The organism is Neobacillus sp. NPDC097160 (genome assembly GCF_044762155.1).
Lineage (GTDB): Bacteria > Bacillota > Bacilli > Bacillales > Cytobacillaceae > Neobacillus.
Window position 1 is genome coordinate 395,885 of the sequence record NZ_JBIWDU010000003.1, and the last position, 25,056, is coordinate 420,940.

A 25,056-nucleotide genomic window follows, 5' to 3' on the forward strand; every position below is an offset into this window, starting at 1 on the left:
ATCCTGCTCTTGAGTGGACAACAAACCTTCATTTAAAATTAATTCTGAATATTAATACTTTTACTAAAATGGGGGTTTCTACATGAAAGAAAAGAGACTAAGGGCCGACCAGCTTGTTGATGACTTTTTTCCAGTACGGGATGTTGATTATATTGAGATATACACCGGAAATGCCAAACAAGCCTGTCACTTTTTCTGTACAGCATATGGATTTAAGCCTGTTGCCTATTCCGGCCTCGAAACCGGAAATCGTGAAACCGCTTCCTATTGTTTAAAGCAGCGAAATATTCGTCTCGTTCTTACAGGCTCCTATTCTGAAGACAGCAGGGTTGCCCAGTTTGTCAAGAAACACGGTGACGGTGTAAAGGACATTGCCCTCTTGGTCGACGATGTCGAGAAGGCGTTTGAAGAAGCGGTAAATAGGGGAGCAATTGCACATGCTGTTCCATTTACATTGGAGGACGCCCATGGTGTTGTCAAGAAAGCCGTTCTTGGTACATATGGCGATACAATCCATACGTTAATTGAACGGAAAAACTATCATGGTGCGTTTTTTCCAGGTTACGAACCATACACTACAGCATTGCCAATTGAGGATGCCGGTTTAATTGGAATTGATCATGTGGTGGGTAATGTGGAGAGGATGGAGGAGTGGGTAGAATATTACTCAAAGGTGATGGGCTTTAAGGAAATGAAACACTTCTCTGACAAGGACATTACGACGGAATACTCTGCGCTCATGTCAAAGGTGATGCATAATGGCGGCCGGATTAAATTCCCTATTAATGAACCTGCGGAAGGGAAACGTAAATCACAAATCCAGGAATATCTAGAATTCTACAATGGCCCTGGGGTACAGCATTTGGCGATTTTAACGGAAGATATTGTTTCAACTGTAACCACTTTGAAAAAGAATGGGGTAGAATTCCTTAAAACCCCAGCGACTTATTATGAATCCCTAGGAGAGCGGATCGGCAAAATTGATGAAGAAATTGAACAGCTTCGTGAACTCAATATTTTGGTGGATCGTGATGATGAAGGGTATTTACTGCAAATTTTCACAAAACCAATCGTCGACCGCCCTACATTATTCATTGAAATCATCCAGCGGAAAGGTGCCCGCGGTTTTGGTGAAGGAAACTTTAAGGCACTGTTTGAATCAATTGAAAGGGAACAAGAGAGACGCGGAAACCTGTAGATGATAGATTTATAAAAGGTATAGTAAAGGGGATCCCTACCATATGGTTCGGATAAGGGGAGAGTACATTTCTCCCTTTTTTCAAAGGAAAACATCGTTTTAGAAAGCGTGGTGGAATCAATTGGAAATCACTCCGGCGGCACTTGAATGGAGAGACGCCTACAAACTATTAGTTGGATCGATATTGCCTCGTCCGATTGCCTTTGTGTCAACAATGGATGAAAAGGGGACGGCCAATGCCGCGCCATTTAGTTTTTTTACCGCTATTTGTGCAGATCCCATGCTTATTTGTTTTTCACCAATGCGAAGGGGTACGGATGGTGCTAAAAAAGATACCCTCGTCAATATAGAAAGTAACGGTCAATTTGTGATAAATATTGTCAGTGAGAGTATGGCACAGCAAATGAATGATTGTGCCATTGAATTTGCCCCGGATATTGATGAAATGGATGAAGCGGGTCTGACAAAAGAAGCAAGTGTGTGTGTGCGGGTGCCGCGTATTAGAGAATCTCTTGTCCATTTAGAATGTGAACTACATCAAGTGCTGCATTTTGGAAATAAACCGGGAGCCGGCAGCCTAGTAATAGGCAAAGTGGTTCACGTCCATGTGAAGGATGAACTTTTTGACAATGGGAGAATTGATACGGAAAAATTACAACCGATTGGAAGAATGGCCGGCAACAGTTTTACCGACCCATTGGCCAAAACGTTTGAAATGATTCGAAAAACGGAAAAAAGGTGAGTACTGTGAAATTTGTAACCTTTGAAAAAGAAGATGGGTCAATCAGCGCAGGGTGGTTAATAGACGAAGAACATGTATTGGATATGTTCGAAGCATCCAGTGGGCTCCTTCCTAATAATCTTCTAGATTTTCTCGATCATTCTAAAGAATATATGAAGAAAGTGGCTAGTTTAACCCAAGTAACATGCGGGAAAAGAGGGGTGTACCAATTAAGTGAAATCCATTTAAAAGCACCAATCCCGATGCCTAGAAGCTTTCGTGACTTTTATGCCTTTGAGCAGCATGTGAAAACGGCCAGGGAAAACCGTGGACTCGAGATGATTTCAGAGTGGTACGAAATCCCTGTTTTTTACTTTTCTAATCATCTTGCGATTAAGGGACCAGGGGAAGATATTGTATTGCCTAATGAGTGCGAGCGGCTTGATTATGAACTTGAAATTGCCTGTATCATTGGTAAGGAAGGCAGGAATATACCCGAGGATGAGGCAGATGACTATATATTTGGGTATTGCATATTAAATGATTGGAGTGCAAGAGACCTGCAAAGAAAAGAAATGAAGGTAGGTCTTGGACCAGCAAAGGGGAAGGACTTTTCAACATCAATTGGTCCGTGGATTGTCACAAAAGACGAGCTTGCATCGCTTAAACGGGGGAAGGGCTTTGATTTATCGATGAAAGCACGTGTGAATGGGAAACTGCTGTCTGAAGGGAATATGAAGGATATTTATTATTCCTTTGGCGAAATGATCGTAAGGGCATCACAGGGCGTCACGCTTTATCCAGGGGAAATCATCGGTTCAGGAACTGTTGGAACTGGATGTATCCTCGAACTTGGCACGGAGATTCATCGCTGGCTTGAACCTGGGGATCAGGTAGAATTAGAGATTGATCATTTAGGTGTATTGAAAAATACCATTATCAATGGAAAAGAGGTGAAGTAATGTATTACCGTCAAATGGGAGAGGTTCCACACAAGCGACATACAATGTTTAAAAAAGTCGATGGTAGCCTATACAGAGAGCAGGTGATGGGAACAAGGGGCTTTTCGGGAACGCAATCGATTTTGTATCATCAGTATATGCCGACGGAGATCATGAAATCGGAATTGGTTGGCGACTATTTACCGGAATATGAGGAGAAGCAGCCGCTTAAGCACCGCCACTTTTTTACTAGTAAGGTATTCCTGAAGGGGGATGCGCTTAAAGCAAGAAATTATATACTAGGAAATCAGGATTTACTAATTGGAACAGCGAATGTGACGGCGCCGATGCAAAGCTTTTACCGGAATGGTGATGGGGATGAAATGCTTTATATTCATTATGGCTCAGGTAGTCTCGAAACGATGTTCGGAACGATTTCTTATCGTCCGGGTGATTACTTGATTATACCGATTGGAACAATCTTTCGGGTAATCCCTAATGAAAATGAAACGACGAAAATGCTTTTTATAGAATCCTTTAGCCAAATTTCGACCCCAAGGCGCTACCGCAACGAATATGGGCAGCTCTTAGAGCATAGTCCATTTTGTGAACGTGATATTCGCGGACCGGAAGCCCTAGTGACTTTCGATGAAAAAGGGGAGTATGAGGTATTAACGAAATCGAGAGGCATAATTTCCTCTCATATTCTTGGTCACCACCCGTTTGATGTGGTGGGCTGGGATGGCTATTTATATCCGTGGGCTTTTAATATCGAGGACTTTGAACCCATTACAGGAAGGGTACATCAGCCGCCGCCGGTCCATCAAACATTTGAAGGAAATAATTTTGTTGTTTGTTCCTTTGTTCCAAGATTGTATGATTACCATCCAGAATCCATTCCGGCGCCGTATTATCATAGCAATGTTAATAGTGACGAGCTCCTATATTACGTAGAAGGCAATTTCATGAGCCGTAAAGGCGTACAGGAGGGTTCGATTACGCTACATCCTGGTGGAATACCACACGGGCCACATCCAGGGAAAACAGAAGCGAGTATTGGAAAAAAAGAAACACTTGAACTGGCTGTTATGATTGACACCTTTCACCCGCTGAAAATTGTAAAATCTGCACAGAATATTGAAGATCCTGCTTATATGTATTCTTGGTACGAGAAGAAACAGTAAAGTTTTAGGAACAATCCAACCTAAACCAGTTGGGTTGTTTTTTTCATTCATTGGTTAAAAAGTGGTATTGTAATAGTAAGCAAAATTTTTAAAACGAATGGGGGTGAAATCATGGAGCTGGAAACGATTCTAACAAAGATAAAACGCCATACACCCAAAATACTTGGTAGTGAGCGTTTTTCGAAATATGCAATTTTGCTTCCTTTGCTTCAAAAGGAGGATGGGATTCATGTGTTGTTTGAGGTCCGTTCGCTTGAATTAAGGAGTCAGCCAGGAGAAATTTGTTTTCCAGGAGGTAAAATTGATTCACAGGATTTGGATGAAAAGGATGCAGCCATCCGTGAGACGGTTGAGGAGTTAGGAATTATCAAAGAGGAGATCACTGAAATTTACCCTTTGGATTATATGATTTCACCTTTTGGGATGATTCTCTATCCTTTTGTGGGATACATAAACAGGCCAGACGAAATTCAGCCAAATCCCATGGAAGTTGGCGAGATTTTTACCGTTCCGCTAACCTATTTAATTAAAAATAGTCCGGAAATTTATCGTATTCATTTTAAGGCAGTGCCGGAAAGGGATTTCCCGTATGATTTAATCCCTGGGGGTGAAAAATATAATTGGCGGACAAGGGAGTCAGAGGAATATTTTTACCGCTATGGGGATAGGGCAATCTGGGGACTAACCGCAAGAATTCTTGCCCATTTTATTGAAATGATTCGCTGATTTTTTAACAGTGAGATTTCATGATGAAATCTCACTGTTTTTGTATATTACAGAATGGATTGTCCTTCCGTTGAGGACAAATGTTCATGACTGGTGGAAAAAACTCTTGAATATTTCTGAATTTGTAATAAAATTAAGATTATATTTTTTATAGAGTAGGGGATGTATTGATGAAGGTCATAAAATTTGGCGGATCCTCTTTAGCATCCGGAAAACAGCTTGAGAAGGTATTTCAGATCGTCCTATCTGATCCTGAACGAAAAGTTGTTGTCGTATCAGCTCCGGGGAAGAGGTTTGCAGAAGATACAAAGGTTACAGATTTATTGATTGAATGTGCTGAACAATGTTTACAAAATCAAAATCCTAAGGAAAAGCTTGAAGCTGTTATGGAAAGATATTCTGCGATTGCCGAGGAATGTCATCTTCCGGATAGGGTGATAAAGGATATTTTTAATGATTTAGTAAATAGGTTTGCTAGTGACAAAAGTAAGCCTGATCGATATATCGATTTAATCAAGGCAAGCGGTGAGGATAATAATGCAAAATTAGTCGCTGCTTATTTCCTGGAGCGGGGTGTCGAGACAACTTACGTTGACCCTAAAGAGGCTGGTTTGCTGGTAAGTGCTGAGCCGGGGAATGCTCAAGCATTACCGGAAGCATATGAACGATTATTTTCATTGCGAGAGCGGCAAGGGATATTAATTTTTCCCGGATTCTTTGGTTATAGTGAAGAAGGAGAGGTGTTCACTTTTTCGCGCAGTGGTTCCGATATTACTGGTTCCATTCTGGCTAATGCGCTAAATGCAGACCTTTATGAAAATTTTACGGATGTAGATGCGGTATATTCCGTCAATCCTTCTATCGTAAAGAAGCCGAAGGAAATTAAAGAATTGACCTATCGCGAAATGCGTGAGCTCTCTTACGCGGGATTTTCAGTGTTGCATGATGAAGCGCTTGTACCGGCATTTAGAGCGGGGATTCCTGTGCAAATAAAAAATACAAATAACCCAAGCGCACCAGGGACGAGGATTGTGTATGAACGGGACAACACAAACGGCCCTGTTATAGGGATTGCCAGTGATCAAGGATTTTGCAGTATTTATGTTAGTAAATACTTAATGAATAGAGAAATTGGCTTTGGCCGCAAGCTATTAGGAATTTTAGAGGATTTTGGCCTTTCATATGAACATACACCTTCGGGGATTGACGATGTGTCTGTTATTTTAAGAGAAAACCAGCTGGATGACAAAATTGAAGCAGCAATCATTCAGCGGATTAAGACAGAATTACATGCTGATGAAGTGAAAATCGAACATAGCCTTGCACTAATTATGGTGGTTGGAGAAGGTATGCGCCATAATGTTGGGACGATGGCAAGGGCTTCTAAGGCATTAGCAAGGGCGAGTGTCAATATTGAAATGATTAACCAAGGCTCTTCAGAGGTTAGTATGATGTTTGGTGTTAAAGAAGTAGATGAAAAAAGAGCAGTTCAGGCGATCTACGAGGAGTTCTTTGCAGCAGTAACAGTTTAACGGATACCTAAAAAGGTACGTCAACTATGGCGTACCTTTTACTATGAACCTTTATTTAACTTAATCTTCGTGCGAATGCCAGACCATATGGCAATTACGAGCCCCCCAACGGTATCAGCGACTAAATCTGTCATCGTGTCTTTGTTACCCCCGCCCTGTAAGGTCATACTAAAAAATTGGTCACAGCTAAATTCATAGACCTCCCATAGGACTCCACCAAGTGCTGCGAACGAAAGAGTGAACAAGAAAACAAACCATGGCGAGATTTCATCACCTGCATTTCTGTGAATCAATCTTTCATATAAAGCAATTCCACAAAAGGCAAGGATGGCACCGCTGACGAGATGCATAAAAGTGTCCCACCAGCCAAGGCCATACCAGCCTAAAATTGAGCCGAGATATTGTGAACCAACTAAAAAAATTAAATAGGAAATGACAATGGGCAAATTGAATTGCAGCTTCGTAAACAGTGCCAATAAAAGGGGGATTGCACCACATACAATACCACCAATGGCAACGGTTGATTTAAAGGATTCACCATTTTTAAAGTAATAGACTGCTAAAATTGCCATGAAAAGGGCATATAATCCACTAAAGATAATAACAAGCTTCCGATTCAATCCTGCCACCTCTACTTAAACTTTCTGTTTTTTTATCAGGGAATAAACAGCAATAATGAGGCCACCTAAAAAACCATAAAGTAAATCATACATCGTATCCGTATTACCACCCCGCTGCATTGTACGTGTAAAAGTTAAATCGCCTACAAATTCATAAATTTCCCATAGAACGCTGGCGAAAACGGCTAACGAGAGAACGAAAAGAAAAAGGATCCATGCTGAGACATCATTGCGGACTTTTTCAGGGATCAATCGTTTATATAGACTTATGCCGACAATACCGACATATACTCCCTTATAAAAGTGAAGGGTAGAATCCCACCACTTATGATGCAGATAAAAACTGGCAATGGAGCCTAAAAATAATGAACAAAATAAGAAAAGATAATAACCGATAATAATAGGAATGTTAAAGGGGTTATGTTTCATCCGTAATAAGAGCAGCGGTAATTCACTAACAATGATGCCGCCAAGCGCTACTTGCCATCTTGATGAATCGCTTTTTATTAGGTAATAAATAAATAATGCTGCCATAAAAATGATAAACAAAGTGCTCAAAATAATAATAACCTTCCGTTTCATTTTCCTCACCTCATTTCAAATGCCTCTATACAATTATGTCCAAAGTTGTACAAAAAAATGGTATTATTTGTTGCGCTCGCAAAATTACACGAAAAACGGTATAGTGGAATGATATAAGACATTCATATTTATGAGAATCTTGGTGGAGGGTTCCAATGCAGAAAGCACAAATTCCGACTTATGAACGAATTGCCATTGATTTGGCAAATAGAATATACGATGGAAAGTTTAAAGTAGGAGAAAAGATCCACGGAAGATCCACCTTGGCTAGTGAATACAAGGTTTCCCCTGAAACTGTCCGAAGAGCAATCAAAATTTTAGAAGACGTGGAGATTGTTCAATCCACAAAGGGCAGTGGGATTGTAATTTCTTCACGGGAGAATGCCTATAAATATATTCACCGTTTTTCCAATTTAGCTAGTATTAAAGATCTCGAAAAGCAAATTAATTCGCTCATGTCAGAAAGAAATAAGCTTGATGAGCAGTTATTTGATACGCTAAGAAAAATCATAGATTACTCAGGAAAGCTTCGGCATACCAATCCATTAGCGCCCATTGAGGTGGAAATATTTCCAGGCTGTATTTATATCGGAAAAACGATTTCAGAAATGAAGTTCTGGCAAAATACCGGAGGAACGGTGATTGGGATGAAACGGAAAGGTGAGTTAATTATCTCACCGGGGCCATATGCTTTAATTCTTGAAGGGGATGTATTACTCATTATCGGTGATGATGAAACCTATGACAGAGTTTTACACTTTTTGGAGGATTAAAACGTAAAGAAAGAAGCCGTTCAATTCGAAACGGCTTCTTGCAATATAGAGCTCATTCTTAATCCAATAATCCTTCTTTTTCTAAAAATTCCTTTGCCACCTTAGCGGGTGACTGCTTGAGGCTGTCTACTTTATAGTTTAGCTCACGCATTTTTTCATCTGAGAGCTTACCTGATAAGGTATTAATTGCTTTTTTCAATTCTGGATGTTCTTTTAATGTTTCCTCTTTAATGATTGGAACGGCATAATATGGTGGGAAGAAGTTTTGATCATCCTTTAATACCTTTAATTTAAAGGCTTCTAGTAATCCGTCGGTTGAAAAGGCATCGATGACATCACTTTTATGATTTTTAAGTGCAGTATAACGTAAGCCGCCATCAACAGCTTTAACATCTTTAAATTCCATATTATATGTTTTTGAAAGACCGATTAATCCATCCTCGCGATTAGGAAATTCGATTGTGGGACCCATAATTAAATTCCCGCTTACTTTAGCTAAATCAGAAATGGTATTCAAACCGTACTCATTTGCTGTGTCCTGTCTTACCGCCAAAGCATAGGTGTTATTGAATCCTAGTGGTTTTAACAATTCGATATTATATTTTTGCTTAAATTCCCTTTGAACATAATCATAAACTTTATCCGGGTCACTTTCCGGCGGCTGGTTTAAAATATTCACCAAACCTGTCCCCGTATATTCTACATATAAATCAATATCTCCATTCTTAATGGCACTAAAAGCAACCTGTGTACCGCCAAGATTAAGCTTTCTTTCTACTTGAATATCAGTTTTGTTTTCTATTATATCAGCAAGCATATTCCCTAATATCATCGATTCACTGAAGTTCTTTGATCCAATGATAATTTTGTCTTCTGCATTGGCAAATGAATACACCTTGAAACCCCCAAAGGCAATGATGATGATCGAGGCAAGGGCTATCATCCACTTTTTTGCTTTCTTCCCTGACTTCGAGGCATTTTTCTGCTTGCTGGTATAGGAAAGGGATGTTTCAAGTTTCCCAACCACAAAGTCAATCAAGAGTGCTAAAATACAGGCAGGAATCGCTCCAGCCAAAATCATATGGTTATCAACTGTTTGTACACCTGAGAATACCAGGTAACCAAGTCCTCCTGCACCGACGAATGCGGCGATTGTCATCAAACCAACAGCTGTAACAGCTGAAATTCTGATACCCGCCATAATCATCGGGAAGGCTAGCGGCAGCTGAACCTTTCTCATGGTTTGACTCTTAGTTAGACCGATGCCTTTGGCGGCTTCCAGAATGTCTCCATCAATATTCGTCAAGCCTGTATACGTGTTCTTCACAATTGGAAGCAAGGAATAAAGAACGACCATCACAATCGCGGGCGCACTGCCAATGCCGATGAATGGGATTAAGAATCCAAGTAAAGCTAAGCTTGGAACAGCTTGAATAACGTTGGTCGTACCGATAATTGGTTTTGAAAGCTTTGGTTCGTTTGAAATTAAGATACCTAACGGAATACCGATAATAATGGCAATTAATACGGAAATTATACTTAAGTAGAGATGTTCTCCTAATAAGTTGAAAATCTGCTGGTAGTTTCCTGTTAGATAATTCCAAAATTCACTCATTAAAATGCCACCTCCAGGTCTATTAATTGACTGCTTAATGCCGATAAAATACTACTTCTTGTGATCAGTCCTGTGAGCTGTTTAGCACTGTTCACAACAGGCAAATAACCGATTTTGTGCTCATTCATTGCCGCTAACACTGAAATTAAATTGGCATCCTGTGATACAGACAGCACGTTTTGTTCCATAATCATTTCGATTGGGGTGGTGCGGTTAAGCAATTGAATGCTTTTTAATGTTACAAGCCCCTTAAGGACATTTTGTTTATCAGTCACCATCAAACTGTCAACCTTATGATCCTTCATAATCTCAATAGCCTGCAGGACATTTCGCATTGCCGTGATCTTTACAGGATTGGCAATCATAATATCTTCAGCCAGTAATAATTCAGGATTGTTCCAAACCCTTCTTTTCCCTATAAATCCTTCGACAAAATCATTCGCTGGATTTTTGAGTATATTTTCAGGGGTGTCAAATTGGAGAATGTCTCCATCTTTTAATATACAAATCTTGTCTGCTATTTTAATAGCTTCGTCCATGTCATGTGTGACAAAGATAATCGTCTTATTTAATTCCTTTTGCATTTGGAATAATTCATCTTGAAGTGAACTTCTCGTTACAGGGTCTAGTGCACTGAAGGGCTCATCCATTAAGATGATATCGGAGTTCGTTGAAAAGGCTCTTGCTACACCTACTCTTTGCTGTTGACCGCCGCTTAGCTCTTTTGGAAATCTGTGCAGGAATTCCTTTGGGTCTAATCCGACAAGATCAAGCAATTCTTCTGTTTTTTTCTCAATCAGGGAGGGCTCTTCGCCTTTGAGCTTTGGGATTAATTCTAAGTTTTCTTTAATCGACATATGCGGAAACAATCCGGTGTTTTGAATAACGTAGCCAATATTTCTCCTCAGCTCAATTGGGTTCATCGTGGAAATATCCGTCCCATTTACAAAGATTTTCCCTGATGTCGGTTGAATAAGTTTATTAATCATTTTGAGCAAAGTCGTTTTTCCACAGCCGCTTGGTCCGATAAAAACCACTAACTGACCGGCTTCAATATTTAGTGAAAAAGGATTTATGATGGTCTTTGTTCGATATTTTTTAACAATATTTTTGAATTCAATCAATTTCATTCCCCCTTAATAAATTTACGCTTATTAGTAACAACTTAACAATAACATATAAGTTGTTGGTTTGTCGAATGTGTTTCCAAAATGAAGGCTAACTTTTCTTTGCAAACCCAAATACATTCAGTACAATGAAGTGAGAAAACTGTAAGAAGGTGTTTAAGTGAAAACCATTTTAATCGTGGATGATGATGAATATATTCGCAGTTTAGTGAAAGGTTTATTAATGAAGGAAGGTTATATGGTAATGGCTGCTGAACATGGGGCGGCAGCCCTTGAATTATTAAAAACGGAGCCTTGCGATTTAGCGGTTGTGGATATTATGATGCCCGTTATGGACGGATACCAGTTAACATCCGAAATTCGCAAGTTATATGATATGCCAATTATTTTATTGACAGCAAAAGGCCAGATCGAAGACAAGGAAAAGGGATTCGAATCGGGGACGGATGATTATTTATTAAAACCTTTTGAACCTAAGGAGTTAATTTTTCGCGTTCATGCATTGTTGAGAAGATACGGTAATGCCAGTGAAACCAATATCAATTTAGGCTCTCTATACATAAACAAGAAGAGTTATGAGGTGAAAATTAATACCAAAACCTTCATGCTACCCTTAAAGGAATTTGAGCTATTAACCTTTTTGGCAACACATCCCAATCATGTATTTAGTAGAGGGCATCTCATTGAAAGAATATGGGGTCTTGATTTTGAAGGTGATGAAAGAACGGTGGATGTTCATATTAAACGATTGCGCGAACGGTTCGCGAGCATTGCAGATGATTTCACCATTAAGACAATTAGAGGGGTAGGCTATTCCTTGGAGGTTATCTAGAATAAAAATGAAATCTCTATATAGTAAATTTGCTTTCATTACGATAATGATCATGATCTTTAGTGGTCTAATTTCATTTATCCTTTCTAACGCCTATTATCAAGTAAAATTAAAACGGGAAAATGATGAAAAAATCACAAATTTTGCTTTTGAAATCGCGAATTTTGCAAGTTCGCATCCCTTAATAAGCTTGGAAGACTATTTTAATCACATTGGTGCCATCGGGTATCAAATTCTTTTGGTCAGCGGGGAGGGGAGCAAACAGTATTTTGGCTCAACTTTTAGAGTAAAGGATTTGCCTGAAACCACTTCCGAAAAGGTATTGAATGGCGAAGTTTACCACGGGGTAAGTCATTTTCCCCATAAAACCTTTGTAACTGGCTTTTTTGCAAACGAATTAAAAAATTCTGTAGGTGTTCCCCTGGAATACCAAAATAAACGCTATGCATTATTTATTAGACCTGATATTAAGCTCATGTTTAATGAGATGCATATTCTGTTCGGCTGGCTGCTGATGATCTCTATTTTATTAAGCATTCTTTTGGTCTTAATCAGTACAAAATATTTGGTAAAACCGATCAGAAAATTGAATCTGGCAACAAAGGAAATTGCTGAAGGAAATTTTTCAATTAGGCTGGATATTGATCGAAGAGATGAGCTTGGCTATTTAGCTGCCAGCTTTACGACCATGGCGAAAAAATTAGCGAAGGTTGATATGCTGCGCAAAGAATTAATCTCGAATATTACTCATGATATTCAAACGCCGCTTACCAATATAAAAGGATACTTGAATTTATTGGAAGATGACAGTAAAAGTGAACAAGAAAAACAGCAGTATATTCACGTCGTCCACTCTGAAGTCAATCGTTTGTCCAATATGACGAAACAGTTATTACTGCTTTCCACCATTGAAAGTAAGAGGGATTTAATGGAGGTCACCACAGTTGATGTCGCGGGGCAGTTAAAAAGCGTGATCCACCAATACCAATGGAGAATTCTTGATAAAGGAATTATGATGAGTTACTCTCTCCCAGATGCTGTGATTAAGGGGGATCAGTCATTGTTGTATTCTGTTTGGGAAAACCTATTAACAAATGCGATAAAATATAATCGTGAGAATGGGACAATTGATATTGAATTGACTGAATTAGAACAACAAGTTGAAGTTAGTGTGAAGGATACGGGGATTGGCCTGAATGCAAAGGAAGTCGCAAGAATATTTGACCGCTTTTATCGTGCGGATACCTCCAGGGATCGTTCGGTGGAAGGAACCGGACTAGGTTTGTCCATCGTCAAGTCCATTGTTGATATGCATCATGGGAAGGTGAACGTAACAAGTCAAAAAGGCAAAGGAACTATGTTTACGGTGATTCTTCCCAAAAAGTAAAGCAATGATTGATAGCTCCTTGGTTAAACTATTTGAAAATTTGCAATACTACTGATAAAAAAGTTAAAATAGGGATATAAAAGCTGTTTAAAAAGAGGGGCAACTTATTATGAGCTTTGTTCGGGATAAATTCAGTACGAAGTTTTTCCTTTTTCTGATATTGGCGTTTTTGCTAATTCATGTGCCAATCCTCGGGAATTATGTAAAAGTAATTAATACACTGATCCATGAATCCGGCCATGCCTTTATTGCACTTTTGGGTGGGAATGTTGAAAGAATTTCTTTATTCATGAATTCCGAAGGGGCAACGTACAGTAATCAGTCTACATGGATTGGCAGCTTTTTTACAAGTCTTGCAGGCTATACTTTTGCTTCATTTATGGCGTTTCTCTCCTTTTTGCTTATAGGAAGGAAAAAGTATATTCTTTTGATTGATATATTACTAGGTTTTATTATTTTGAATCTGCTTTTTTGGGTGCGGAATCCATACGGGTTGTTTTGGCTCTGCTCATTCGTGGTAGGTTTCCTTTTTTTACTCATTAAGGGAAGTCAAAATTTAAGAGATAACTTATTACTCCTGATTGCCTCCATTTTATTAGTTGATTCTGTTCAAAGTGCATATGAAATACTATATATTAGCATTTATCAGCCACAAGCGGCTGGGGATGCGGCCAATCTTGCCCGGTTAACAGGTATTATTCCGGCTCCTATATGGGGAGTACTCTTCTTTTTTCAAGCACTATGGTTCTGTTATTATGGGTTAAAAAGAGGGTATTATAGATTGGTGAAATAAAATACAAAAGCCAGCCTTCATTTATAAAGGCTGGCTTTGCCATTTTTTAAAATACAGGCAATGAAGAATCATTGGGATTGTTATGCTTGGAATCACAATATTCTTTTGTTAGATTGTCGATAATTGTTTTTACAGGGAGTATTGCTTTGATTTCATCTACCCTGGCACCGGCAAAAACCAACCCATTGTCAACATCACCATTAACAGACGTAAGGAGAGAATCAAGTGTACAAAAACGGTAAGAACAATTTTTTAAACAATCATGACATTTGGCTATTTTCAATTTGTCTGGTCCGGTTATCAATTTTGTAAAGTTATTTTTAATTGCTCTTCCCTGTAGGCCTACGGTGGTTTTAACTAAAACAAGATCCACTTTAACTGCATTCACATATTTTTGTTTAAAGGCTAATGGTGCATCACATTCCTCACTGGCAACAAATCGGGTTCCCATCTGTACGCCAGAGGCTCCCAATGCAAGTGCTTTGGCAATATCTCCGCCAGTCATGATTCCTCCGGCCGCAATGACAGGGATGGAAACCGCTTCTACGACCTCCGGAAGGATATCGAACATCGGCCTGTCTGTACCTAGATGTCCGCCTGCTTCAAAACCTTCAACCACAACCGCCGCAGCACCAAGCCGTTCGGAAATTCTGGCTAACTTTGCAGATGAGACGATTGAAATGACGGGAATTCCAGCTTGTTTTCCCCATGAATACATGTCCCTTGAGATTCCAGCACCGGAGATGATAAAATCAACCTTTTCTTCGAGGGCTGCTTTCATCTTTTCAGCAAAGTCATTCATGGCGAATAGAACATTTACACCAATATATCCTGCATTTTTGACTCGTTCCTTAGCCCGTCTGATATGTGACCGCATTTCGTCAACTGTAATACCAGTTCCAGAAATAATGCCAATCCCACCGGCATTTGCGACTGCAGACGCAAGCTTACTAAGAGAAATACCAACACCCATCCCGCCTTGCAAAATCGGAACCTTTGGTATCATATGACCTATTTTAAGTTGTGGAAAGTTCAATGTATAACCCCTTTTCAATTGCTATTAATAGGAACTTCCCGTGCATCTTACCATTTAATTAATCATATGTATGTGATAATTGTTACCAGGTCATAATGGCAGGTTTTATTAACTTGTATAATTTCAAGTCAAAAAAGTCGATTTAATCTTTCATTTAGTATATATTTAGCGAATAGAAATCAAATGATCTGTCTTATACAAGTTCTTGCGCTTGACTTTGTATAAGAATATTTTTCGAAACCAAACTATACGTTAGGGAATAAGATTGGATGGTGTCAGGTATGGTAAAACTTTTTACAGATATGGATCTCGACGGTCTTGGCTGTGGGCTGATTGCAAAAATAGCCTTTGGGGATAAAGCTAATGTATTCTATTGTTCATATCGGAATTTAAATCAAAGGGTTGAAACGTATATTAAAAATCCGGCCAATAACCAGGAAGAAGTCTATATTACAGATTTAGCAGTTAATGAGGATGTAGAGAAAAAACTGCAGGAACGGTTTAAGCATGGGAAACATATTCAGATGATTGATCATCATGTGACTGCCATGCATTTTAATGAATATAAATGGGGGTGGGTTAAACCGGAATATGAAAATGGGAAGAAAACATGTGCCACTTCCTTATTTTATGATTATCTCATTGAACAAGGTAAGATGGAGCGAAATCATGCGCTTGAGGAATTCATTGATTTAGTCCGCCAGTATGATACGTGGGAATGGGATGAAAATAATAATGTAACCGCAAAGCGGTTAAACGATTTATTTTACATAATGAATAGAGAACAGTTTGAAGAAGTAATGCTTAAGCGATTAAGGGAAAATACCGATTCATTCAGGTTAACAGACACGGAAAATATGATTCTTGATATTGAAGAGCAAAAAATTAACCGATATATCCATTCAAAGAGCAGACAGACGGTGCAAACCTTTGTAGATCATTATTGTATAGGGATTGTCCACGGCGAACAGTATTTGTCGGAGCTTGGCAATGCCTTAAATAATATTTATCCTCATTTGGATATGATTGTTCTTTTGAATGTCAGCGGAAAGAAAATGGGATTTCGAACGATTCATGATGAAGTGAATGTTGCCGAATTTGCGCAAAGGTATGGGGGTGGAGGACATCCGAAGGCTTCTGGATCGGAATTGACCAGGGAAGCATTTAAAACATTTGTGGTGGATGTTTTCGAGTTGAACCCGCTTAAACCAGATGCAGATCGGAATGAATATAATGTGAAAGAATCAGCTTTTGGAACGAGTTATCAAAACCATAAGAATGAAATTTCCTATATTATTCCAGCAAGTGATCGGGGATATGATCTTTTCCATAACGGGGAGAAAGTTGAACAAATATTTCCTTCCTTCAATGAGGCAGAACACTTTCTAAAAAGAAACTATTTATCTTGGCAGCGACAGGACCAAGAATACTTACAAAAGCTTTCCGCCACATTAAAGATTTCACTTGATGAATTAAAGGAAAATTATGATGAGATCATCAGTAACCACATGGTCGATATTATGAATGTATAATAGAGAGCTTGGGATGCCCCAAGCTCTCTATTTATTTCTTATTCGATATTAAGGTTTCATTAAGGATGGAGTGGTACATTATTCGTGGGTATATCGTAATGCTATTTTAAAATTGTAAATTCTATGCAACAGAAAGTTGTTTCAATTACATACCCCTGTAATATTAATAAGTTAAAATAGTCATACGGATATGCATCCATAATTATAGTCCACAACCAAAAATATTGTAAAAAACCTTTTTGAGTGAAATAAACAATGGGGTGATAGGATGGCTTTAACTTCAAAAAGGAGTAAATTTTTCGATAATGCAAAATTTATTTTGATTTTTCTCGTCGTTTTTGGGCATCTGATTAGTCCCTTAAAGGAACAAGATGGAATTCTTTTCACATTGTACACATTCATTTTTTTATTCCATATGCCAGCGTTTATCTTAATCTCTGGATACTTTGCTAAAGGATATAAAAAGAAAGGTTATTTGAAAAAGTCTGTAAAGAAAATATTAGTCCCTTATTTGATCTTTCAAATCATTTATTCGATTTATTATTATGTAATTGGGCAGGAAAATCGGTTAAATTTTGATTTATTGCATCCACATTGGACACTTTGGTTTTTATTGAGTTTATTTTTTTGGAATTTGCTGTTACATGCATTTGCACGAATGAAATGGATAGGCTTTGCAGCAGCCATAATAATGGGGATTGTCATTGGATATGTAGACAATGTGGGTAGTTTTTTAAGTTTATCAAGAACAATTGTATTCTTTCCGTATTTCTTATTGGGGTTCCTGCTAAATGGGAGTCAATTAAAACGGGTGATCCGGTCAAAATTTTCCCTTCCAGCAGGTATGGTTATCATGATGGTAACTTGGTTATTCATTGGGATGGGCTTCCCAAAAGATGCTGTTCCATGGCTGTTAGCAGATACCTCTTATGAGAATATGGGCGGGATGGAATGGACAGATGGGCTCATCCGAGCACTCCAATATGGGTTAACTTTAATGGTGGTGTTTGGATTTTTAGCATTAATCCCTTCCACACAAAATAAATTAACAAAAATTGGTGAACGAACACTATATGTCTATTTGCTCCATGGTTTTATTATTAAATCACTTCAAACTATTGTGCCAGATGAAAGTTTACCATTCATTTCAGGGAACTATCTTTTACTCATATTGCTTTCTTTTATCATATGTCTAATTCTAGGTAGTTACTTTATCAAAAAGTATACCCGGCCACTAGTTGAGCTTAGGGTGTAAATTCGCTCGAATTTAAACCTTAAGCTTTTGTAATATTAGACTGGCGACTTTTCAGTCTAAATATGGTAATCTTATACTAAGATCTTCCAATCAGCAAGAAATATGGAAGGTTTCATTTTTTTATTCAGGAGGAGTTAATGATGAATCAATTAATGAAGTTTTGCCGGAAGTTTGACCCTAGCTTGGAGGTTACTTATTATGAACCATAGTAACTTTTCTCGAGAATTTTATAAGCAGCAATTAGTGTATATTGATGAAAATATTAAAGAATTAACCACTCTTTATTTATCTTCAACGCCAGTCCAAGAAAGGATTAAAAACTTTTTTAACTTGTATGTCATAGAGGTTGAAGACTTGTTATCGAAAAATCGCAATAAAGGTTTCATTTCATTATTTCCCAAAGTTTTTATCGGCACAAAAGTGACGGTTCTTTACGACGAAGATAATGAATCAGAAGACTTTGTCATTTGTTTTCCAGAACAGTCAGACCCAGATAGAGGCTACATTTCCTTTTTATCACCGGTTGGAAGACAACTGCTTCTTAGGAAACTGGGTGAACAGCTCTCACTTAGAATTCCAACAGGGGATCTCCAAATGACAATCAAGGATATTTCATATGTTGGGGACCTATTTGAATTGGAAGAACAGTATAAGGAAGCCTAAATATTTCACTTATTGGCTGAGCTTTAATTTAAGAGAAATATGACTGACCGGTAATTTTCGGTCAGTCATATTTTTGTTCATGATAATCAAAAACCAAATATAGAACTTACGAAATTCTTCTTTTTTCTTTTTATTTTGCTATGATCAAATACGATTGGTTTTTCGGATTGTGTGGGAAAGTTAAGCTCATTATACTGTTTTTGAAGTAGGTCAAGCTGCTGTGTTAATGTGTTAATTTGGTCTTGCAAATCTTCTATTTCACGGCGATGCTGCAGGAGTTGATAGGAAGCAACCGAATCTGCTTTTGCATTCAGACTTATTTCTAATTCGTTCACCATCGTAAACAATTTTTCAATTGCTTTATCATTTTCAACTGCTTTTACGGCACCTTTTCGCACAGTTTTTTTCTCATTCATAGGGGTAATTTCATGCAGTAATGTTCCGTTTTGAAGTTGTTCATGAATTCCTTTTAATAGATTAATATCTTCTTCGCTAAAATGATAATGCCCTCGCTCATTTTTTTCCATTGGCAGCCCGAGCTGCTTAACCCAGCGCTGAACCGTACTTGCAGATACCCCTAATAATTTTGCTACTTCACTTGTATTCATGTAGGAATCCCCCTAATGATAAAATAACCTGAAACCACGAGTGACGATATGCTAATGCTAAGTAAAACACACAAGAATTAAAGGAGCTATATATAACTGTTACTTCCTAATTAAGACCAGAATTTCCACCATTTCTTATCTTTAGCGGCTGCTACATCACGAAAGGTGGTTAACATTTGTTGGAATGCTAATTCTCTTTGGGTAACTTCATAACGGTATTGATTCCGCTCTTCTACAAAGAATTCTCGGTCCATAGAAATCGCTTCTGATAGACTGGATATTTCGTTATTTGTCATATCAACATAATGAAATAATTCATTAGAGGTTTCTGCTAACTGCTTTGAGAGTGAAAAAATTTCTTCAGTGGTCTCAATTGACACGTTGGCAATATTATTGGCAAGATATTGTAAGGAGTCAGCCGTAACCTCAGTTGCTTTTTCAAGTGTCTTAGATAATTCGTGAATTTCCGCTTTTGTATTTGCTGTAGATTTATAAACTGAATCTGAAATGGATTTCACTGTATAATAAGTGCCTTTTGTGATTTCTTTTTTTACCTCTTCTAAAACTTCTTTACGAACAACGCTTCGGATTTCATCCTTCACTTCATTTAAAAACGTTTTTTTATAGGTTTCCATCGCCTCGAAAAAAAGCTCGGAATTTTTGAGGGTGCTTTCTTCAATCGACACTGGGGTAATCGCTTCTTCGGAAATGATTTCTAAAGATACTTCGGGTTCATGTGGGAATTCTTCAACAACCGGCTCTTGCATCTTTTGCAGGCATTGTCGGATCATATCCTTACTTTCCTTTATATCGGCCAGTTGTTTAATTTCTAACAATAGGTCAATTTCCAAATCTGTATAAATTCTTGCACCTTGTTTGGTACGGGGGATATCTAGAAAATCAACAAAATCTTTTTCCCACTGGCGTACTATTCCTGGTGCAATATTTATTTTTTTTGATACTTCTTTTAAGGTATAGGTCTTCAAACTTCATCATTCCTTTCAATCGTCTCTAGGAAATAATTCTTCTTTGCTTAGTTATTCACCATCCGGTAGCTGTTTTTCCTGCTGCATGACAAAAGCTATCAAAACAAGACTGAAATCACGAAATAACAACATATTCTTGCAAAAAAAGTGTTTTTCACAATAAAAAAAGTGCAGAGGAATGAATTCTGCACCTCTAAGATTTTTATTATGGATTGAAATAGAAAAAGGAGTTTTAGGAATAATAATGGGGTGTACTCCAAGATAATAAAAGCGGGGAATATTATGAAAAAATTTATTATCCTCTTCCTAGGTGTTCTCCTATTTGGACTTCCAGAAAAGGGAGCAGTAGCGCAAAAGGTTCCAATCTTAGTTTATCACTCTATTGCAGAATATAATGGGCATGGTTCCAAGGAGCTTTATGTAACTCCAGAAAACTTTGAGAAACAAATGATTTATTTACGTGACCATGGTTTTACCTTATTAACGTTTGAACGCTGGCAAGATTGGAAGAAAGTTAACAAACCGATTTTTATTACCTTTGATGATGGCTATAAAAATAATCTAAACGCATTAGCTATTTTTCAAAAGCTTCAATCAGGGCGATTTGTGCCTACGGGAACCGTATTTGTCATTTCGGACTTTATTGGCCGTTCCAATCGTCTTTCGATTTCAGATTTGAAACGGATGAAAGACTCAGGTTTAGTCTCGATTCAGTCACATACGGCGACACATCCGGATTTGACCAAAGTAGAAAATCTTAAATCCGAACTAATGGAGTCTAAAGAAAAAATACAGCAAATATCGGGTAAACCAGTTATAGCTCTGTCATACCCATATGGAAACACAAATGAAAAGGTTGTGACGGAGGCGAAAAAGTACTATTTATATGGCCTTACCACCACACCAGGTCCTTTTTCAAAAACCGGTATAAAAAATGAGCTATACTACCTTCCAAGAACCTATATTAAATATTCCACTACAATCGAAGAGTTCGCAAAAGCAATTCTGGCTGAATAACGGATGGCAGCGGTTACCGGTACTTGGTAATCGTTTTTTTATGTTATTTTAATCATTTGAAATAACAATCACAGTTTAAATAAAAATAAGTAAATTGCATTGATAAAATACTGTAAACTGTCCGAAATCTCAATGTAATCAAACATCGTTATAATAGTGTAAACATAATCTAGTCTCAAATAGGGCGGGTGTATATATGGAAGAAACATTAGCAAAATCATATTTACAGAAATCACTCGATGAGTGGAAGGATGATATTTCATTAGTCTTGACCGAAATTGCTAACGAGTATGATGAAGTTGCACAGGAATTAAAGGTATATTCTTATAAATATGGAATTACCAAGCAAGTGATTCAATCGACTGTAAATGAGGAAATCATTGAAAAAATTCGGGAAATGTACCATAAACCATTTGAAGAAAGTTATAACCAACTTAAGGAATACATAAAGGATCTCGAGGAAAAAAGAAGAGTTTTTCAAATGTTTATTCAAAAAATTGATGAAGTGACAAAAAAAGAATCGGCACGGATTACCACTTACTAAGAAACGTATATGAGTAATAAAAACCCAATCATTTTAGCGATTGGGTTTATTTGATGAAAGCAGTTGAAACAGCGTAAAACTGTCCTGCATATAGTGAACTAACAGGACATAATTGTAAGGTGTGAAACAAATGATCACTGCCACTATTGGAAGTAAAACCATTCGAATTCCGGATAACCTCGAGGAGTATTTTCAAACGTTTCGCTCACATGTGATTGGAATGAACCAGCAATTTGATACTCCCTTTGGAAAAAAGAAAATAATTTATGCTGACTGGACGGCAAGCGGGCGATTATATCGACCAATTGAACAAAAGATTTCAGAAGTGTTCGGGCCATATATGGCCAATACCCATACAGAATCCAATATTACTAGTTTAATGATGACGGGCATATATAAGCAATCCAAGACAATCATTAAAGAGCATGTAAATGCTGATCAACATGATGTCGTAATCCTTGATGGTTTTGGAATGACATCTGTTATTAATAAGCTGCAGCGAATGCTAGGAATCCGCGTGCCTGAACAATGGAAACAACGACTTCGACTCCCTGAGAAAGAAAGACCGGTTATTTTTTTGACCCATATGGAACATCACTCGAATCAAACATCCTGGCTCGATACGCTTGGGGAGGTTGTGATTATAAATCCTGATACGGATGGAAGGGTGAACGTTGATCACCTTGAACAGCTGCTTCATTTTTATCATGACCGTCAGTTGAAAATTGGCTCATTCACAGCTTGTTCAAATGTAACGGGGATTCAACCTCCCTATCATCAACTAGCAAAACTAATGCATCAACATGGCGGCCTGTGTTTTGTTGATTTTGCAGCATCGGCGCCATATGTAAAAATTAATATGCATCCTGACGATCCACTCGAAAAACTTGATGCAGTCTTTTTCTCACCACATAAATTTTTAGGGGGCCCGGGTACGAGTGGAGTTTTAGTCTTTGATTCAAGATTATATAATAATAAAATTCCAGACCACCCTGGAGGAGGAACAGTAACTTGGACAAATCCCTGGGGAGGGCACCAATATTATGAAGCCATTGAGTTACGAGAAGATGGAGGGACACCTGGAATTCTTCAAGCCATTCGTACTGCCCTTTGCTTAAATTTGAAAAATCAAATGGGTGTAGAAAATATAATGAAAAGGGAGAATCAACAGCTTCGACTGTTACTCTCAAACTTGGAGAGAATTTCAGGTGTTCATATATTAAATGGGCAAATAAAGGATCGTATTGGAATTGTTTCGTTTTATATCGATAACATCCATTATAATTTAATCGTTCGTTTACTAAATGACCGATTTGGGATCCAAGTTAGAGGTGGTTGTTCCTGCGCTGGGACGTACGGACATTACCTTTTTCAGATTGATAAGGAAGCATCCAAGCAGATTACGGATAAAATTGATCTTGGTGATTTGTCGGATAAACCGGGCTGGGTGCGCTTCTCCATACATCCGATCATGAAGAATGAGGAAATATTATTGTTTGTCAGCGCTGTAAAGGAAATTACGAAAAATATTGACGAATGGAAAAAGGATTATGTCTATGATTCAGCGAGTAATGATTATTTTTATATTCATCACATTCGAGAAGACATGTCACCATTGTTCCGCTTCGAATAATTCTTTAAAATAGAATTAGACCCCTTCCCAAATCGAAATTAGAATTTTAAAATAAAGTTAGACACTATAGTATGAAAGAAATTAGAGTACTTTAGTTATGGAGCAGCATGAGGGGAGACCTTAATTTTGAAAAAAGTTTATATTATCCACGAAAATAGCGAATGGACCGTTCATTTAACGAAGCGCTTAGATGAACTTGAAGTCCCTTATGAAGAATGGCATCTTGACAGCGGTCGACTTGATTTAGCAAAAGAGCCTCCCGAAGGTGTTTTTTATAATCGCATGAGCGCATCCTCACACACAAGGGGGCATCGTTTTGCACCTGAATTTACCGCACAAGTACTTTCTTGGTTGGAAGCCCATGGCCGAAAGGTATTTAACGGTACAAGGGCCCTCCAGCTTGAGGTTAGTAAGGTGAGTCAATATTTAGAACTAAATAAAATTGGCATCCAAGCGCCCCGAACAATTGCGGCAGTGGGGAAGGGGCAAATTCTTGAGGCAGCGGCTGAATTTAGCGGAATTCCTTTTATAACAAAACATAATCGTGCAGGTAAAGGACTTGGTGTTCAGTTATTCCAGACAATTGGTGGGTTAAGAAACTATGTTGAAGGACCAGCATTCGAAGAACCTGTTGATGGGATTACATTAATCCAAGAGTACATCCAAGCACCGGAAAGCTTCATTACCCGCTGTGAATTTGTCGGTGGGAAATTTGTCTATGCCGTTAAGGTGGATACTTCCGAAGGCTTCCAATTATGTCCGGCGGATGCCTGCCAAATCGGTGATTTATACTGTCCAGTAGGAGAGGGAAAAGCTGAACAACCAAAATTTGAAATTATTGAAGATTTTTCAGATCCCATTATTAATAAATATGAGCAGGTACTTGCTGCTAATCATATTCAAGTAGCCGGTATTGAATTTATCCGTAATGGTGCTGGCGAGATTTATACGTATGACATCAATACCAATACAAATTATAATTCGGATGCGGAAGCGAAAGCGGGAAAATTCGGCATGCTTGAGCTCGCGAAGTTTTTGAAAGCAGAATCAGATAAAATAAATGTTTAATTTTCAAAAAGAAAGAGGCTGTTCCACTAGGATCAGCCTCTTTCTTTATAAAAATGTCTAAGCTTTAGCTGCTTGGATTTGCAGGTTGATTTTTACTTTGTCGCCAACGAGGACGCCGCCAGTTTCAAGTGCAGCATTCCAAACTAAGCCATAATCTGAACGGTTAACAGTACCTTGTGCACTGAAGCCGGCCTTTTCATTTCCCCATGGATCTTTTCCTTGACCTTCAAAAATAACCGCGAAAGTTTCTTGTTTCGTTACACCGCGAAGTGTTAAATCACCAGTAACATTGTATTCGCCTTCATCTGTTTTTTCAATGGATGTAGATTTGAACGTCATATTTGGATGATTTTCAACATCAAAGAAATCAGCGGATACTAAGTGACCATCACGATCTTTATTGCGTGTGTCTACACTTGCCGTTTCAACTGAGAATTCAATGTTTGCAGTCGTTAAGTCAGCTGGATCAGCTTCAATCGTTGCGTTAAAGCTGTTAAATGTACCTTTTACGTTTGCAATCATCATGTGACGAACCGAAAAATCTACACTGCTGTGTGCTGGATCAAGAGCCCATTTAGTTTTAGTCATTTTATTTCTCCTCCACATTGTTTGTTTTTAATTCGTTTATCTTGAATTTAAAATAACTTATTTCAAGATAAATTATATGTCGAGTGCCATAAAAT

General features: G+C 38.1%; 25 protein-coding genes. 17 read left to right on the plus strand and 8 right to left on the minus strand.

The genetic code is table 11. From position 1 onward, the window contains the following. Positions 1–82 precede the first annotated feature (82 nt). From hppD to ACIQXV_RS06440, 6 genes are all read left to right on the plus strand, one after another. A complete protein-coding gene (hppD, locus tag ACIQXV_RS06415; protein WP_402957076.1) occupies positions 83–1,198 on the plus strand; it encodes a 4-hydroxyphenylpyruvate dioxygenase in 1,116 nt (371 codons plus the stop codon). Positions 1,199–1,319: 121 nt separating this feature from the next. Then, positions 1,320–1,940 (plus strand): flavin reductase family protein, encoded by a 621-nt coding sequence (locus ACIQXV_RS06420; RefSeq protein WP_402957077.1) that lies wholly within the window; start codon positions 1,320–1,322, stop codon positions 1,938–1,940. A gap of 5 nt (positions 1,941–1,945) precedes the next feature. Then, positions 1,946–2,881, plus strand: a complete 936-nt coding sequence (locus tag ACIQXV_RS06425; protein WP_402957078.1) for a fumarylacetoacetate hydrolase family protein — start codon at positions 1,946–1,948, stop codon at positions 2,879–2,881. After that, positions 2,881–4,044 (plus strand): homogentisate 1,2-dioxygenase, encoded by a 1,164-nt coding sequence (locus ACIQXV_RS06430; protein ID WP_402957080.1) that lies wholly within the window; start codon positions 2,881–2,883, stop codon positions 4,042–4,044. Before ACIQXV_RS06425 ends, ACIQXV_RS06430 begins: the two co-directional genes overlap by 1 nt. A gap of 111 nt (positions 4,045–4,155) precedes the next feature. Further along, positions 4,156–4,770, plus strand: coding sequence for an NUDIX hydrolase (locus tag ACIQXV_RS06435; RefSeq protein ID WP_402957081.1), 615 nt, complete (start codon positions 4,156–4,158; stop codon positions 4,768–4,770). A 170-nt stretch (positions 4,771–4,940) separates the two neighbouring features. Then, on the plus strand, positions 4,941–6,302 hold the full coding sequence (locus ACIQXV_RS06440; RefSeq protein ID WP_402957082.1) for an aspartate kinase: 1,362 nt from the start codon (positions 4,941–4,943) through the stop codon (positions 6,300–6,302). A 41-nt stretch (positions 6,303–6,343) separates the two neighbouring features. On the opposite strand, the gene ACIQXV_RS06445 is transcribed toward ACIQXV_RS06440, so the two are convergent. Both ACIQXV_RS06445 and ACIQXV_RS06450 read right to left on the minus strand, forming a co-directional pair. Then, positions 6,344–6,922 (minus strand): DUF2238 domain-containing protein, encoded by a 579-nt coding sequence (locus ACIQXV_RS06445; RefSeq protein WP_402957084.1) that lies wholly within the window; start codon positions 6,920–6,922, stop codon positions 6,344–6,346. Positions 6,923–6,937: 15 nt separating this feature from the next. Next, complete coding sequence (locus ACIQXV_RS06450) at positions 6,938–7,504, minus strand: DUF2238 domain-containing protein (protein WP_402957085.1); 567 nt, start codon at positions 7,502–7,504, stop codon at positions 6,938–6,940. Between the two features lie 155 nt (positions 7,505–7,659). Between ACIQXV_RS06450 and ACIQXV_RS06455 the strand changes: the two genes are divergently transcribed. Continuing rightward, entirely contained in the window at positions 7,660–8,277 is a 618-nt protein-coding gene (locus ACIQXV_RS06455; protein ID WP_402957086.1) for a GntR family transcriptional regulator, read from the plus strand. A 58-nt stretch (positions 8,278–8,335) separates the two neighbouring features. On the opposite strand, the gene ACIQXV_RS06460 is transcribed toward ACIQXV_RS06455, so the two are convergent. Beyond that, positions 8,336–9,892: an ABC transporter permease/substrate-binding protein gene (locus tag ACIQXV_RS06460; protein ID WP_402957087.1), complete on the minus strand. Its 1,557-nt coding sequence runs from the start codon at positions 9,890–9,892 to the stop codon at positions 8,336–8,338. After that, positions 9,892–11,016, minus strand: coding sequence for an ABC transporter ATP-binding protein (locus ACIQXV_RS06465; RefSeq protein ID WP_402957088.1), 1,125 nt, complete (start codon positions 11,014–11,016; stop codon positions 9,892–9,894). The genes ACIQXV_RS06460 and ACIQXV_RS06465 overlap by 1 nt, the downstream gene beginning before the upstream one ends. Positions 11,017–11,179: 163 nt before the next feature. On the opposite strand from ACIQXV_RS06465, the gene ACIQXV_RS06470 reads away from it, so the two are divergent. From ACIQXV_RS06470 to ACIQXV_RS06480, 3 genes are all read left to right on the plus strand, one after another. After that, positions 11,180–11,851: a response regulator transcription factor gene (locus tag ACIQXV_RS06470; RefSeq protein WP_402957089.1), complete on the plus strand. Its 672-nt coding sequence runs from the start codon at positions 11,180–11,182 to the stop codon at positions 11,849–11,851. Positions 11,852–11,858: 7 nt separating this feature from the next. After that, the gene (locus tag ACIQXV_RS06475) at positions 11,859–13,238 is read left to right on the plus strand and encodes a sensor histidine kinase (RefSeq protein ID WP_402957090.1); all 1,380 of its coding nucleotides are present in this window, start codon (positions 11,859–11,861) and stop codon (positions 13,236–13,238) included. A 109-nt stretch (positions 13,239–13,347) separates the two neighbouring features. Continuing rightward, positions 13,348–14,031, plus strand: coding sequence for a M50 family metallopeptidase (locus ACIQXV_RS06480; protein ID WP_402957091.1), 684 nt, complete (start codon positions 13,348–13,350; stop codon positions 14,029–14,031). 46 nt (positions 14,032–14,077) lie between these two features. On the opposite strand, the gene ACIQXV_RS06485 is transcribed toward ACIQXV_RS06480, so the two are convergent. Continuing rightward, the gene (locus ACIQXV_RS06485) at positions 14,078–15,085 is read right to left on the minus strand and encodes an NAD(P)H-dependent flavin oxidoreductase (protein ID WP_402957092.1); all 1,008 of its coding nucleotides are present in this window, start codon (positions 15,083–15,085) and stop codon (positions 14,078–14,080) included. Positions 15,086–15,348: 263 nt separating this feature from the next. On the opposite strand from ACIQXV_RS06485, the gene ACIQXV_RS06490 reads away from it, so the two are divergent. The 3 genes from ACIQXV_RS06490 to ACIQXV_RS06500 all read left to right on the plus strand — a co-directional run bounded on the left by ACIQXV_RS06490 (position 15,349) and on the right by ACIQXV_RS06500 (position 18,517). Next, positions 15,349–16,599 (plus strand): DHH family phosphoesterase, encoded by a 1,251-nt coding sequence (locus tag ACIQXV_RS06490; RefSeq protein ID WP_402957093.1) that lies wholly within the window; start codon positions 15,349–15,351, stop codon positions 16,597–16,599. A 268-nt stretch (positions 16,600–16,867) separates the two neighbouring features. Next, positions 16,868–17,854 (plus strand): acyltransferase family protein, encoded by a 987-nt coding sequence (locus tag ACIQXV_RS06495; RefSeq protein ID WP_402957094.1) that lies wholly within the window; start codon positions 16,868–16,870, stop codon positions 17,852–17,854. A 198-nt stretch (positions 17,855–18,052) separates the two neighbouring features. Beyond that, positions 18,053–18,517, plus strand: a complete 465-nt coding sequence (locus ACIQXV_RS06500) for a GreA/GreB family elongation factor (protein ID WP_402957095.1) — start codon at positions 18,053–18,055, stop codon at positions 18,515–18,517. 86 nt (positions 18,518–18,603) lie between these two features. On the opposite strand, the gene ACIQXV_RS06505 is transcribed toward ACIQXV_RS06500, so the two are convergent. Together ACIQXV_RS06505 and ACIQXV_RS06510 are read right to left on the minus strand one after the other, a co-directional pair. Next, a complete protein-coding gene (locus ACIQXV_RS06505; RefSeq protein ID WP_402957096.1) occupies positions 18,604–19,125 on the minus strand; it encodes a MerR family transcriptional regulator in 522 nt (173 codons plus the stop codon). A 110-nt stretch (positions 19,126–19,235) separates the two neighbouring features. Then, on the minus strand, positions 19,236–20,111 hold the full coding sequence (locus ACIQXV_RS06510; protein ID WP_402957097.1) for a MerR family transcriptional regulator: 876 nt from the start codon (positions 20,109–20,111) through the stop codon (positions 19,236–19,238). A 282-nt stretch (positions 20,112–20,393) separates the two neighbouring features. On the opposite strand from ACIQXV_RS06510, the gene ACIQXV_RS06515 reads away from it, so the two are divergent. The 4 genes from ACIQXV_RS06515 (at position 20,394) to ACIQXV_RS06530 (ending at position 24,373) form a co-directional block, all read left to right on the plus strand. Then, complete coding sequence (locus ACIQXV_RS06515) at positions 20,394–21,128, plus strand: polysaccharide deacetylase family protein (RefSeq protein WP_402957098.1); 735 nt, start codon at positions 20,394–20,396, stop codon at positions 21,126–21,128. Between the two features lie 196 nt (positions 21,129–21,324). Next, positions 21,325–21,672 carry a hypothetical protein gene (locus ACIQXV_RS06520; RefSeq protein ID WP_402957099.1) on the plus strand — a complete coding sequence of 116 codons (348 nt, stop codon included), beginning with the start codon at positions 21,325–21,327 and terminating at the stop codon, positions 21,670–21,672. Positions 21,673–21,802: 130 nt separating this feature from the next. After that, complete coding sequence (locus tag ACIQXV_RS06525; protein WP_402957100.1) at positions 21,803–23,305, plus strand: aminotransferase class V-fold PLP-dependent enzyme; 1,503 nt, start codon at positions 21,803–21,805, stop codon at positions 23,303–23,305. A gap of 126 nt (positions 23,306–23,431) precedes the next feature. Further along, a complete protein-coding gene (locus ACIQXV_RS06530; protein WP_402957101.1) occupies positions 23,432–24,373 on the plus strand; it encodes an ATP-grasp domain-containing protein in 942 nt (313 codons plus the stop codon). A gap of 57 nt (positions 24,374–24,430) precedes the next feature. Here the strand turns inward: ACIQXV_RS06530 and ACIQXV_RS06535 are convergent, their stop codons facing one another. Continuing rightward, positions 24,431–24,961: a YceI family protein gene (locus ACIQXV_RS06535; RefSeq protein ID WP_402957102.1), complete on the minus strand. Its 531-nt coding sequence runs from the start codon at positions 24,959–24,961 to the stop codon at positions 24,431–24,433. Between the last annotated feature and the right edge of the window lie 95 nt (positions 24,962–25,056).

Bases quoted from the DNA above. Each gene is read 5' to 3' on its own strand.
- hppD (WP_402957076.1), top strand. From the start codon at position 83: ATGAAAGAAAAGAGACTAAGGGCCGACCAGCTTGTTGATGACTTTTTT.
- ACIQXV_RS06430 (WP_402957080.1), top strand. From the start codon at position 2,881: ATGTATTACCGTCAAATGGGAGAGGTTCCACACAAGCGACATACAATG.
- ACIQXV_RS06435 (WP_402957081.1), top strand. From the start codon at position 4,156: ATGGAGCTGGAAACGATTCTAACAAAGATAAAACGCCATACACCCAAA.
- ACIQXV_RS06440 (WP_402957082.1), top strand. From the start codon at position 4,941: ATGAAGGTCATAAAATTTGGCGGATCCTCTTTAGCATCCGGAAAACAG.
- ACIQXV_RS06450 (WP_402957085.1), bottom strand. From the start codon at position 7,504: ATGAAACGGAAGGTTATTATTATTTTGAGCACTTTGTTTATCATTTTT.
- ACIQXV_RS06455 (WP_402957086.1), top strand. From the start codon at position 7,660: ATGCAGAAAGCACAAATTCCGACTTATGAACGAATTGCCATTGATTTG.
- ACIQXV_RS06460 (WP_402957087.1), bottom strand. From the start codon at position 9,892: ATGAGTGAATTTTGGAATTATCTAACAGGAAACTACCAGCAGATTTTC.
- ACIQXV_RS06475 (WP_402957090.1), top strand. From the start codon at position 11,859: ATGAAATCTCTATATAGTAAATTTGCTTTCATTACGATAATGATCATG.
- ACIQXV_RS06480 (WP_402957091.1), top strand. From the start codon at position 13,348: ATGAGCTTTGTTCGGGATAAATTCAGTACGAAGTTTTTCCTTTTTCTG.
- ACIQXV_RS06490 (WP_402957093.1), top strand. From the start codon at position 15,349: ATGGTAAAACTTTTTACAGATATGGATCTCGACGGTCTTGGCTGTGGG.
- ACIQXV_RS06495 (WP_402957094.1), top strand. From the start codon at position 16,868: ATGGCTTTAACTTCAAAAAGGAGTAAATTTTTCGATAATGCAAAATTT.
- ACIQXV_RS06500 (WP_402957095.1), top strand. From the start codon at position 18,053: ATGAACCATAGTAACTTTTCTCGAGAATTTTATAAGCAGCAATTAGTG.
- ACIQXV_RS06505 (WP_402957096.1), bottom strand. From the start codon at position 19,125: ATGAATACAAGTGAAGTAGCAAAATTATTAGGGGTATCTGCAAGTACG.
- ACIQXV_RS06515 (WP_402957098.1), top strand. From the start codon at position 20,394: ATGAAAAAATTTATTATCCTCTTCCTAGGTGTTCTCCTATTTGGACTT.
- ACIQXV_RS06520 (WP_402957099.1), top strand. From the start codon at position 21,325: ATGGAAGAAACATTAGCAAAATCATATTTACAGAAATCACTCGATGAG.
- ACIQXV_RS06525 (WP_402957100.1), top strand. From the start codon at position 21,803: ATGATCACTGCCACTATTGGAAGTAAAACCATTCGAATTCCGGATAAC.
- ACIQXV_RS06535 (WP_402957102.1), bottom strand. From the start codon at position 24,961: ATGACTAAAACTAAATGGGCTCTTGATCCAGCACACAGCAGTGTAGAT.